This is a genomic window from Enterococcus silesiacus, assembly GCF_001886225.1.
GTDB classification, from domain to species: Bacteria; Bacillota; Bacilli; order Lactobacillales; family Enterococcaceae; genus Enterococcus_L; species Enterococcus_L silesiacus.
In genome coordinates this window covers 69834-81988 of the sequence record NZ_JXLC01000017.1, presented here as the reverse complement: position 1 = coordinate 81988, position 12155 = coordinate 69834, and the positions used below count along the sequence as shown (strand labels likewise).

Annotated in this window: 16 protein-coding genes; 15 read left to right on the top strand and 1 reads right to left on the bottom strand. The window is 31.1% G+C overall.

Features of this window, described 5'->3' with window-relative positions; all coding sequences use genetic code 11:
- The first annotated feature begins 220 nt into the window (after positions 1-220).
- From RV15_RS12130 to RV15_RS12065, 14 genes are all read left to right on the top strand, one after another.
- On the top strand, positions 221-508 hold the full coding sequence (locus RV15_RS12130; protein ID WP_071878305.1) for a TIGR04197 family type VII secretion effector: 288 nt from the start codon (positions 221-223) through the stop codon (positions 506-508).
- Between the two features lie 20 nt (positions 509-528).
- Positions 529-885, top strand: a complete 357-nt coding sequence (locus tag RV15_RS12125; RefSeq protein ID WP_071878304.1) for a DUF3958 family protein — start codon at positions 529-531, stop codon at positions 883-885.
- Complete coding sequence (locus RV15_RS12120) at positions 875-2215, top strand: LXG domain-containing protein (RefSeq protein ID WP_083429174.1); 1341 nt, start codon at positions 875-877, stop codon at positions 2213-2215. The genes RV15_RS12125 and RV15_RS12120 overlap by 11 nt, the downstream gene beginning before the upstream one ends.
- A 3-nt stretch (positions 2216-2218) precedes the next feature.
- A complete protein-coding gene (locus RV15_RS12115; protein WP_071878302.1) occupies positions 2219-2878 on the top strand; it encodes a DUF443 family protein in 660 nt (219 codons plus the stop codon).
- Positions 2879-2905: 27 nt separating this feature from the next.
- Positions 2906-3532: a DUF443 family protein gene (locus RV15_RS12110; protein WP_071878301.1), complete on the top strand. Its 627-nt coding sequence runs from the start codon at positions 2906-2908 to the stop codon at positions 3530-3532.
- An 86-nt stretch (positions 3533-3618) separates the two neighbouring features.
- Positions 3619-4248, top strand: a complete 630-nt coding sequence (locus RV15_RS12105) for a DUF443 family protein (protein WP_083429173.1) — start codon at positions 3619-3621, stop codon at positions 4246-4248.
- Positions 4249-4250: 2 nt separating this feature from the next.
- Positions 4251-4898, top strand: coding sequence for a DUF443 family protein (locus tag RV15_RS12100; RefSeq protein ID WP_071878299.1), 648 nt, complete (start codon positions 4251-4253; stop codon positions 4896-4898).
- A 40-nt stretch (positions 4899-4938) separates the two neighbouring features.
- Positions 4939-5241 (top strand): DUF4176 domain-containing protein, encoded by a 303-nt coding sequence (locus RV15_RS12095; protein WP_071878298.1) that lies wholly within the window; start codon positions 4939-4941, stop codon positions 5239-5241.
- Positions 5242-5559: 318 nt separating this feature from the next.
- Positions 5560-5910, top strand: coding sequence for a hypothetical protein (locus RV15_RS12090; RefSeq protein ID WP_071878297.1), 351 nt, complete (start codon positions 5560-5562; stop codon positions 5908-5910).
- Between the two features lie 5 nt (positions 5911-5915).
- Positions 5916-6245 (top strand): hypothetical protein, encoded by a 330-nt coding sequence (locus RV15_RS12085; protein WP_139243025.1) that lies wholly within the window; start codon positions 5916-5918, stop codon positions 6243-6245.
- Between the two features lie 176 nt (positions 6246-6421).
- Complete coding sequence (pepG1, locus tag RV15_RS12080) at positions 6422-6565, top strand: type I toxin-antitoxin system toxin PepG1 (protein WP_071878295.1); 144 nt, start codon at positions 6422-6424, stop codon at positions 6563-6565.
- A 209-nt stretch (positions 6566-6774) separates the two neighbouring features.
- Complete coding sequence (locus RV15_RS12075) at positions 6775-7359, top strand: hypothetical protein (protein ID WP_217265824.1); 585 nt, start codon at positions 6775-6777, stop codon at positions 7357-7359.
- Between the two features lie 15 nt (positions 7360-7374).
- Positions 7375-7839: a GNAT family N-acetyltransferase gene (locus tag RV15_RS12070; protein WP_071878293.1), complete on the top strand. Its 465-nt coding sequence runs from the start codon at positions 7375-7377 to the stop codon at positions 7837-7839.
- 1078 nt (positions 7840-8917) lie between these two features.
- Positions 8918-9706, top strand: coding sequence for an HNH endonuclease (locus RV15_RS12065; RefSeq protein WP_071878292.1), 789 nt, complete (start codon positions 8918-8920; stop codon positions 9704-9706).
- Between the two features lie 71 nt (positions 9707-9777).
- Here RV15_RS12065 and RV15_RS12060 read toward each other — a convergent pair whose 3' ends face one another.
- On the bottom strand, positions 9778-11034 hold the full coding sequence (locus tag RV15_RS12060; RefSeq protein ID WP_083429172.1) for a DNA cytosine methyltransferase: 1257 nt from the start codon (positions 11032-11034) through the stop codon (positions 9778-9780).
- A gap of 118 nt (positions 11035-11152) precedes the next feature.
- Between RV15_RS12060 and RV15_RS12055 the strand changes: the two genes are divergently transcribed.
- A complete protein-coding gene (locus RV15_RS12055; RefSeq protein WP_071878291.1) occupies positions 11153-12019 on the top strand; it encodes an NgoPII family restriction endonuclease in 867 nt (288 codons plus the stop codon).
- Positions 12020-12155 lie beyond the last annotated feature (136 nt).

Here is a 12155-nt window from a genome sequence, read left to right as displayed (position 1 = left end):
AAAAAAAAAGAGTATATTTTTAGATTAATTTAAAAACTAAAAACAGAACACATAATTAAGTTGATAAATGTATTTTATAATTTCCTTTTAAGTAAGCAAACGGAACATTTGGAAATTATATATTTACATTGAGTTGTTTACGAATTACAATTAAGTATATATACTATTATAAAAACTAAGTAGTTAGATGTTTACTTTTTAATTATAGGAGGAAAAAACGATGCCAAAGGATATAAACAGTAATTCCGCAGTAGCACAAGCTGTCGCTACTTCTATAGCATCATCAGTGAGCTCCCTAAATCAAGGGACAACGATCACAAAAGATACCCAAACGACCGTTGCAGGCAATAGCAATGCGCAACAGGCTATCACGCAACTAACGACCTTTAACACCTCACTTGTCCAAGCCGTTACCCAAGCAAGTAACAACATCCGGTCAGTGGCAGCCGAATTCGAAGCTGTTGATCAACGAATCGCTCAAATGCAATATAACCAAATGCTTTCTTAAACTGAAAGGAGGAATAAAGTATGTCCAACCTTGAAGAAATCAACCAACAAAAAATCCAACTCGAACGCGAACAAGAAAAACTCGAAGATCTAAAACGTGACATCAACCAAACAGAAGAACATTACGAAGAATATTTTTTCTATCAAAAGCAATTATTCAATGAATTACAAGAAGAATTTGCTCAAAGCCAGACAGATAGGTTGTATCAAGATATGGCCGAGCAAATCAACTGGCAAAGCCGAGGCGTTCAAGAATTTTTAGAGGAGCAACAGCAAGAACTAAAAAAACAAACAAGAGCATTAGAGGATCAACAAGAAGACTTACATTGGCAAGAAATAAAAACAAAAGAAGAAAGGTCGGAACAGCATGAGTATTGATATGTACCTCGGTCAAGCGAGAAGCCAAGCATCCAGTGTTAAAAGTGCGTGTAGCCAATTAGCACAAGGCTATACGTCGTTGATGCAAAGCAATCAACAGTTTATGAGTGCAGGCGAACTATCAAGTAAAGGCTATGACTCTGCCAAAGAATTCTTTGCGGCAGTGATCCAACCTTTAGTTCAAGGTGCCGAAGTAGGCGCGGACATGACAGCAGAGGCTTGTCAAAAATTTGTGGATCAATATACATCTGAGGTTGATAGTATTGATTTGAAGTCAGATGATTTAGAACGAAGAATCCAGCAGATCAATACGTCGATCCTGAATATGGAGAGTATTAATCGAGGCTTGCCAAAGCTTCCGACTGGAACGAATCCGTTGGAACAAGCCAATCGGCGGATTATTGAATCGTTAGAGACGACGAAACGTGATTTAGAGAAGAAGTTAGAGAAATTAATGACGTTTAATGGGACATCTCCTGCTATTTTTGATGGAGTGAATAGTTTTTATTCGACATTGTCGCAAGGCTTGCAGCAAGCGGATGCTAGCTTTAATCCTGCGACTGGGACGTTTTCGGTTCCGAAAGGGAAAGCGCTGGATTGGACGAACTCTGTGAAATCAGCTGTGAGAAAGAGAAATGAGAGAGAGCTAGATAAAATTGTTAAGAAAATACCTAATTTAAGTGCTGCGGATTATCATACAATTGGGCAAGCTCGAAAAGATGATCCTAATGTAATTATTCCAAAGAAACTAGGAGATTTTTTCAAGAATAATGGTGTTGATTATACTTTGGGGATAACGCAAGATACAGCATTATCATTTTTTGAGAATTACTTATCAGAGGATTTAGGTATCATTATTAGCTCATCTGTTAGTTCATATTTTACTAAAGGTGCGGGCTATGCTAGTACAAGTTTATCTGTGGCGTCTGGTTATGCCGCTACCAGTATGATTCAAGGAGCTGCTAAAATTGCTGGTCCTGTAATAGGTTTTACTACGGATATTTTTGATGGAAAGTCTATTGGGCAAGCTATCTCTCATACATTTACAACAACTGCTGTTGCGTCTGGGTTAACTTTGGGTTTAGAGGCTACTTTGCTAGCAGTAGGTATATCTAATCCTGTTGGTTGGGCTGCTATAGGTACAGCTGTTGCTGTGGGATTTGTAGCGAATGTTATATATGATGCTAATATAATGGGGATCAAGCAAATGGCAGATGATTGGGCTGCTGGATTTGATAAAGGAATTAGTAATGCTAAGAAAGGACTAAGCAATATAGGAAAAACAGTTTCCTCGGGGTGGAATAGCCTTACAGCTAGTTTTGGGTGGTAATATATGAAGATTGAAGATACTACCATTCCTCGGTTTAAACTTGCCACTATGAATAAAAAAAACAAATATTTAATTGATTTAGATTCTCACAAAATTTCTTGGCTTATTCCAATGTCAACATGGTTTCTAGCTAATAGCGCCATGAAAATCACGGATCAACAATATAATCATCTGAAATCTATTAAAAAGGGCAAGGCTGGAACGTCTTTGTGGTCATTCTCAGGATTTATGATTGGTGGAATGATTTATGGCGTGTTTAAGGGAATTGAAGAGAGCTTGTTTAACAATATTACTAATGGTTTTTTAATAGGTGCAATGCTATCTTTATTACCTATTGTTATCATTTTTAGATATTTACGTTTTTACTTTAATTCTAAAAAATTGAAAAAAAATTATGATGTTTTAAACAATAGTAATTTTGATGGTTATATTAAGCTTAATAAAAGTGATAGAAAAAAATCGGTCTATAAAAAAAGGTGTATCACAGGTACAGTTATATTATTGGTAGTCTTTATTTTCTTATTTTATCTTTATATAGAGACGGCTTCAATGATAATGTTACCAATATTGTGTATTTATTTTATCTTTATTTCTTTTATAAATACCTCTATTCTAAAGCCTTTTGAAAGTATGGAGTATTTCTATTTCGAGAAAGGAAAATAGCATCTGAGTGATGCTTTGTATTAATAAATGACTGTTTATGAATCAACAAACAAAAGATACAAATTGGCAAAGTTAGATAAAAAATGCTATCTATTGGATGTAGATAGCAAAAAATTATCTTGGTTTCTGCCAATGTTTGTATGGTTACTTCCATTTAAAGCAATGGAAATAGATAAGGGAATGTTTGATAAACTGCTAACCAATAAAAAAGCTGGATATGGCGTTGTCCAGATTGTGGTCCTCTCTATACTTATTGGGAGACCGTCTACATGGCTAATCAACATGATTTTTCAAAATATAACTATTTCAGAAATAGAAATAAGAGCACTTTACCTGATTGCTGTTTCTGTACTGCTAATATGCTATCGTGCAGCTACTTCCATTTTTAACAAGCATAAGATGAAAAATGAATTGGGAGAAAAAAGACAAGAAATAGTTATTAGTATAGAAAAAGAAAGTATAACAAGCTATTACAAAAGGAATAGTTTAGTTGCATTGCTAATAGTTTTCATACCTATTTTTGTTACAGGATATATTAGTGTGTTTTATTCGTTTGACATGATTGTGATTTTTATTATTTGCGTTTTATTCTCTCTATTCCTTAACAGAGGGTATGTATATCCTTATGGAAGTAGTTTTTATAAGAAAGAATAAAAAAATGTAAGTTATTTTATATAAATCCTAACAGAAATAGAAATAAGAGAACTTTGTAATTGTTTTTGGAGGTGTAAAAGGTAAGAATAGATAACTCTAAAATAAGTCGCTACAAGCTAGCAATTCTCAATGAAAAAAGCTATCTCATAGATATGGATACAAACAAATTGATTTGGTTCTTCCCTATGATTATCTGGTTAAATAAACTACAAGCGGTAGAAATAACTAAGGAACAGTACAATCTTCTAAAACGTGATAGTAAATATTCTGCATCAACAGGCATAAACATTGCAGCTATTGGTTTAGGTGGTGTGGTATATAGTTTTCTTAAAGGGGTAATCGATATTGTCTTTCAAACAGCAACAGTTAGTTCTTTGATAATTTCCTTTTTAGTTATTGTGATGATAGCTTTTATCTTGAGATATATCGTATCTTTAGTGAACGTGTATCAATTAAAAAAATACGAAATAACTCAAAAATCAGTGGGATATATCCAATTAGCTGAAAAGAATCCATACTACAAAAAAATTTGTTTGCAATCTATGTTCATTTTTCTAGGAGTCTATTTTTTGCTATTGTATTTGTATCTTGCTTATCTAGAGGCAGTAGTTTTAGTGATATTACTAATTCTTTCGTTTGCCTTGTTTTTCCTTAATACTCTCGTTGTTAAACCCTACAATGATATGCCGTATAAATATATAGAATATGGTAAATAGAAATGAAAGTAGAAGATACATCGATATCTCGCTTTAAATTAGCAACGATCAATAAAAAGGATAAGTATTTAATTGATTTAGACTCGCACAAATCAACTTGGTTGATTCCAATGTCTACGTGGTATGTTGCTAACAACGCTACAAAAATTAGTGAAGACCAATATATTACGCTTAAAAAAGTTCATAAAAACAAAGCAGGCGCTTCAATATGGTCCTTTTCTGGGTCTATGCTAGGTGGCGTAATTTATGCTTTTATGAAAGGATTAGAAAGTATATTTTTTGAAGCAACAACGATGAATCTTATGGTTTTAGCTTTTCTAATCGCTTTTTTCTGTAGCTTTATTTTTAGATATATACGATCTGTAGTTAATCTTAATAAGTTGAAAAAAATTTTTAATGAGGAAACAACTCTAAAATTAGATCATCTGATTGTTTTAAAGAAGGATAATACTTTTTATAAAAAACGTTGTGTAACTGGAACGATTATTTTGATAGCAATCTTAGTTTTTCTGTTGTCCTTATTGATCCAGGCTAAATCCTTAACAGTTATACCAGTCATATTCATCTATTTAGTGTTTGTGTCATTTTTAAACACGTCAATAGTAAAACCTATGGAAAATATGGAATATAGTTATAAACCTGAGAAATAACATTAAAATGCCAAGGTTCAAGTGAAAAGGAGTGAAAATTATGTTAACAATCGGTAGTATCGTTTACTTAAAAGAAGGTAGTCAAAAAATTATGGTTTTAAACAGAGGTCCCGTTGTAAATGAAAATGACAAAAATGTTTTGTATGATTATAGTGGTTGCAGATATCCAAGCGGTTTAAATCCTAATGAAGTGCTTTATTTTAATCAAGAAAATGTTGATTCTATTTTGTTCAATGGTTATACAGATGAGGAAGAAGAACGGTTTGAACAATTGTATACGGAATGGCTAAATGGTGAAGGAAAGTTGATTGATAGAGGGATTGTTAGTAAACCTCTTGGATAATATTGAAAAAATTTTAAGATAGAGCGAGACGAGAGTGGGAAAATAGTCAAAGAAAAATCTGATTATTAGTCCACTTTTTTTAATTTAAGGTTCATAAAAAAACACTCAACTATATAAGATTAAAGTGACTGGATTCAACGAAAGTAGAAGACGCAGGAAACAAACTAAAACAAGTTAGCAGTGTAGCTGAGGATATCTGGGTGGAGTTGGTAGTATGATAAAAGGAATCGGTGAGAGAAGTATTAGCTACATTGGAATAATGCTTCCCAAAAAGGATTGATAGTATCATATTAAAAAAAATTACTAGGAGGAAGTATTATGATGAAACATGCTGAAAGTGAGTTACAGATAATTGAACTTATGAAAAATATTTGTCCAGATTTTGATTCATACAATTTTCTGGAGACAGATAGATATAAGGGCTCTTTGTTTGGAAAATTTAATGTATATTACAAAATTGGGTCTAATAAAGAGTTAGGAGTGATCACAGGTATAAATAATCAAAAAAAATATAATTTGGATCAATTCAAAAAGAATTTTACAACTACAGGTGGGTTTAATGGGACAAAAGTAGAAGAAGGTTGGAAAGGCGAAATTTTAATAGAGCTACTGAAATATTTACAAGGAATTAAAAAGGATCAGCAGGAGGAAGTAAAATATCTAGAGTGAAACAGATGGTTGAAGATACGTTGGAAGATGGAAAGCCTTATTTAAAAGAAATAGATATAAAAGGTGCTGAAGATGATCACGATTTAGTATGGATTATTAATTGTGGATTGAACCATGCTTTTAAGGATCAGATTTATAATATAGAAGAGGTTGTAAACGACCAAGTAATGGATCAGAAAGAAAAAGATCAGCTTCTTCTAGAGATCAGCACATTTTTAAGAGAACTAAGAAGTTCATACAATGAAGCGATCTTGCAATTTAACAAAAAGAAAACAGAAATCTCTGAAGTAAAAGAAAATAAGAGCCGTTGGAATGGATTTTTTCATAAAAAGTGAAAATTTTATCAACTTTTACGCTTAAAGTATTCTGCAATAAAATTATCAAAAAGGATAAAATGAAAGTCCGGTTTTTTAATCAAAAAGTACTAAAAAATGAAAGAAACAAAGTTAAGTATGATATACTAATCAATGTAGAAAGTTATGACGGTGGCGCTCTTTAGGAGGTGGTGCATATGATTGTATGTACTGAATCTAACGAAAGGAGAAGCCTTTTGTCCGCATTAGAAACAATTCAATTGATTCTAAGTTTTGGTATGTTTACCATTGCTTTGATTAAATTGGTTGTAGATATGCTTAAAAACGACAAAAAAAAATAACCGTCAACTTTGGCTAGTTCGGTTATTTTTTATAAGTAATTAAACTAAGTCGCCGTCTTAAACGGTCTACACAAGAGAGGTATGTTAGCGCATATCTCTCTTTTCTATTTTATTATACTACAAAACCCTAAAAAATTGTAGTTTAACATGAAGATTTTCACGTTTAAATATAAAAAGGAAATTCTCAAAAAGGATCGATAGCAGCATGCATGAGATTCAAAAATATAAGAGATGGAGTTGAAAAAATGGATTTTTTTAATGGATGGATAAATCATTCAATGGGTCTGAATGGTAGAGATAATCTCGATAAATCAGATTCAATTTGGAACAATGAATACAAGATTATGAAAAATAGTTTTATCGAGAAAGGAACACTATTATATAGAGTTCATGCAGGTGGTTATAGTGAACCGATATTTGAGCATTATGAAGATTATGGAAGTAGAAAATCTGAAAAATTTAATGAAGATTACAAAAATTGGAAGGATAGCCAAAGTGTAGATAAGATCAGATGGGATAATCATTGGGTTTCATTTACAAAAAGTATTGATGTAATTGGATCAGCTTACTTTGGAGATAAACTTCTTAGGGGATTTGTTATCGTAATAGAATCAGATAAAGCTATTGATATAAGTTGGCAAAAAACCAATGGATTTAATGAATGTGAAGTAGTAGCACCAATGAATAAGAATACCTGTTTAGAAATCCTTCAATTTGAAGATTTTATAAAAAAATATGGGACTGGTAATTCATACTATGAAAAGTGCAGAAATGTTACCAAAAAAGATCAATAACTGAAGGAGGAAATAATGTTTTTTAACAGAAAGTTTCTGAAAGAAATAGATTTAGCAAAAAAGAGGGGAAACATTATTCATTCAGATTTTAAGAGTTTTTATATTGAAATGAACAAGAGCAATGAAGAATTTCTAAAAGATACATACTGTAAAATTATTTTAAAAATAAAAAGTAAGAAGATTGGTTACACTAGCTTATCTGTCTACCAACCAGGTGAATTATTCATTGATGATCTTCACATTGACGATAATCATTATGAGAATAAAGGTTATGGTACTGAAATGTTGGATACTGTGAAAAAGATTGCAGAGATTAACAAATTTAATCGAATAGTTGGTGACTTATCCGAAAAGGATATGGATCATATGGAAAAGCTGAATTACTTTTATAGTAAGGAAGGTTTCACAGTAACTTATTATGAAAAACAAGAAGGTATTAATATAGGTAGAATAGAATTATTTCTCCCAAAGAATCGATAACTAAATTTGATCCAAAAAGGATCAAAAATAAACCAAGCATACGGTATAGTAACACTTTGCCTTTTTTGGTAAAAACGTCAACATGTGCTATGTCACAAAAGGATGTTTATTGGAAGACCTGCTTACAAACTATCGACTGTTTTTTTCAAGAGTTTGATGCTACTTCTGAAAGAGAGAAATGTGCAACTTATTTACTGATAACTTTTGGGTGTTTGCTTATTTTTAGATATATCATAATGTTCTACAATAAGCAGAAATTTAGAAAAGTATTATCTGGAGTAGGTTGAAATGCAACAATTGATATTGAGAAAGGTAGCGTTTCTACATATTACAAGAAGGATAGTATGATTTGATTGATCTTGATATTTATGATTGTAGTAGGGATAATCTATATAACGACTGTTTATCTGTTTGATTCCATTGTAGTTTTTTTAGTTTGCTTATTTTGATATTTATGAATAGAAGTTATCTGTTTCCATATGGTAGTCGTTTTCGTATAAAAGAATGAAACAACGTTTGGGATTGTTAGATAATCAAGATGTTGATGTAATTTACAATTGCTATTTCCTTGAGTTTATGGCAAATCAGGAATTTGCGTTAAGTAAAGGTATAATAATACGATATTTGTTATATAAAATACTGGTTGGGCATAGTCAATTAAATTTGTTTTATTAATGTTGAACGATACGGTGTTATTAAGATAATATCTTAGCTAATTGAGAATAAAAAAATAAATTTGCTTCATCGATAAATACTTCGGTGTAGCTTTTTTTATTTTTAAATAATAAAGTTAAATTCGTTATGTTGAAGTATATAGCGTGTAATCAAAGCTAGAAATAGCATAGAAAATATTGATTTGTAGTGAAGCAAGTAAATTTTTTTATGTTTCCATAATCCATTATTCAAAATTAAAAATTTACAGGAAATATAGGGTTTTGATTTTTTTACAGTTTACGAAATGCATACATATTTTATTTATAAATAAATGAGTTTTAATATTATATATATTATACCTGTGGATCGTGATATAATTTATTTTGATTGAATTTATATTATATAAGTGAAAAAAGGTGTAATTATGAAGAAAATAGAAAATTTGAAAAATGATGATGTTGAGGCTGATTTTGCAAAATGGTTGCTACTTAATAGAGGAATTAAAGAAGTAACGATAAAAAAATATTTAGGTGCGATAAGAACTGTTGAAAATATTCTTAATAGTAACGAGCATCTTACAACTAAAATATTCGAGATCAGTGATCCAGAATTGATTGAGAGTTTTAAGAATAATAAAGAAGTTCAGGAAATTGATAAGCGAGGCAATCGGATGTATACCGTTCCTTTGAATCACTATATTAAGTTTCTGTATTACTTAAAAGAAATAAATGAAGAAAGTTTGGATGATCAACTTAACAGAGAAGTTGAAGATATATTGATGAATAATGAGCTCAGGAAACCAACTTTAAAGAGAAGCAAAATTTCAACTCCAACTGAAATGTTTGTTACTAAGACAAATTATTATAAAAGAAATCCAATAAAGGCAGCAAATGCATTAATACTAGCAAATTTTAATTGTGAAATAGCAAGTGAACATAAAACTTTTACATCTAGAAAAACTGGCGAGAATTTTGTAGAAGCTCACCATTTAATTCCTATGAACCAACAGAAAAATTATTTGGAAGTAAACATCGATGTAGAAGAAAATATTATTGCTCTTTGTCCAAATTGTCATAGGATGATTCATAGTGGGAAGGATTTCGAAGTCTCAACTATGTTAAACAAACTTTGGCAGATGCGTAATGAAGGATTAATAGAAAAAGGTGTTAATATATCATTGAATAAATTAAAAAAAATGTACTTTGAAGAATAATTATTGTGTTTATAAAATATAGAGTGTGTAAAATAAACTTCATTTTACACACTCTATATTTTACACCATATTTAAACTAATAATTCTGGGTGACTATTTAAAAACTCTATTATTTGTCTACTCATTTTTTCTGCGAGTAAAACAGGAACAGCATTTCCAATTTGTTTATATTGTTCATTCAGTCTATGATTTTTACTTACATGTTTTTTATTACCATCCGAAAATTCAAACCAATCAGGAAATGATTGTATTCTCGCGCATTCTCTAACTGATAGTCGTCTGTTGAAATCACCTCGAAATGCCCATAAATCTTTTCCAATATGTTCCATTGGTTCTCCGCCAGGATGTTGAGGTGCTTGTCTACCAGAGGCTTGAATGGTAAATGATTGATCATTCCAATTTTTCTTTCTGTTTCTCGACATATACATAGAGCTATAAGTTGCATCATAGACATCCTCAGCAGCTTCAGATAAATCTCCAATGACATCTCTGAGTGTTAGATATGGTTGATCAATTGTTCCATGAGTTGGTTTTGGAAGAGTATATTCAAAATTATATTTTTCCTTTATATCTTTTCGAACACCAATGATAAAAACACGTTCACGATTTTGCGCTACTCCGTAATCTCTTGCATTAACTAAATGTGGTGTTACAACGTAATCCGCAGCTTCAAAATCTTCTATCATTTGTTTTAAGACTTGACCTTTAGCCATTGTCATAAGACCTTTAACATTTTCCGCAATAAAAAACGCTGGTTTAGATTGAATTAAGGCACGAATGTAATGTATATATAAGAAGTTTCTAGGGTCATCTAATAATCTTGGACCAGCGGCACTGAATCCCGGACATGGAAATCCACCTAGCATCAAATTGCAATCTGGAAATTTCAATACTTTTCGAATATCTTTAGAAACTTTTGTAACACTTTTTGGGAAATTCTTAATATATGTCAAGTTGGCAGATTCAAAAAGATCATTTGAATATATAAAATTAGTAATACTTTTTTTTCTCCAGTTTAAATACTTGTCTTTGCTATTTAAAGTAAGGTATGCTTTTTCTTCACCTTCAGATACAACAGCTCCAGATAATTCGACACCTAAATCAAGCCCACCTGCACCACTGAATAATGAGACAATATTTATCTTTTCTGCTTTGTAGTTTAAACTTCCTAACAATCTTTTTTCTTCATCTTGATCAGCAGAAGTAATATTACTACTCAGAATTTCATTTTCTTCCTGTATCTTTTCAAATAAAATTCGCTGAACCTCTTCAGGGGTGTAGCTAAATGAAGATACAAAATTCTTGGTTTTTTTGTTTGTTGTTTCCACAATGATCACTTCCTTTCAGATCAAAACTTATTTTAACATATAAAGAAACATTTGGCCAGTATCAGATTTTGTGCGACAATATGTAAAGAGAATTAGTTAATTTTAGGGAGAGAAAAAAATGACGACACCTACAACAAATGTTCTTATTGCATTATCAAACATCCTTCAAAGAAATTCATCAATATTAACGCCTATTTTTCGATCAAATGGATCAGCCAATGCCGCTGGTGATAGTCTTGAATATTTTATAAAAGATATGTTTTGTACTGGAGCCTCACAATACCAATATGATTATGAAAAAGATGAAGTTTACGATAAATATCTATCCTGGAAAGGAAATAGTTCAAACTTTCCGGATTTTATAGTACGTGGTGGTGTGGGCGTAGAACCGAAAAAATTGAATAATACAAGTTATTCAACTTTAGCATTGAATAGTTCATATCCTAAAGACTACATATATCCAGATAGCCAAAATCTTCCTAAAATTATTGACGAATCCAATTGGGAGAAAAAAGAAGTCATATATGTAGCAGGAAATTTAAATAAATCAAATAAATTAATAAGTTTGTGGTTCGCATATGGTAACACTATGGTAGCAGATAGAAGTGTTTATTTAGATCTAATTAATGATATACGTGAAGCGGTAAAGGAAACTGATGCTACTTTAGTTCCAAGTATTGAATTAGCACGTGCTAGAGGTATTGATCCACTAAAATATACAAATCTTAGAATGAGAGGAATGTATGAATTACAGCATCCGCACATTGTATTTAACGAGTATATTTCTAGGCATGATATACCGTTGGAAGCTTCAAAAATTTTTCTTGTATTACTAAAAAAAGATTATGAGAACATTCAAGATAAACCTGATTTAAGTGAATTCTATTTTAATGGACAATTAACGAGTCATGAAATTTTTATTGATGATCCCAATTCTACTGAAAATAAATTAGAGGCTATAATTTTTGAAGGATGGACTAGATAAGGTGTTTTTAGATAATGTGTAAATAATTCATCAAACAAAAATAACTCCAAGAGGGTGGGACATAGTTCTCATCCTCTTAATAATATACGCAATTTAACTAGAAAATAACGACACGTTTAAATTATTCCCACTGAAA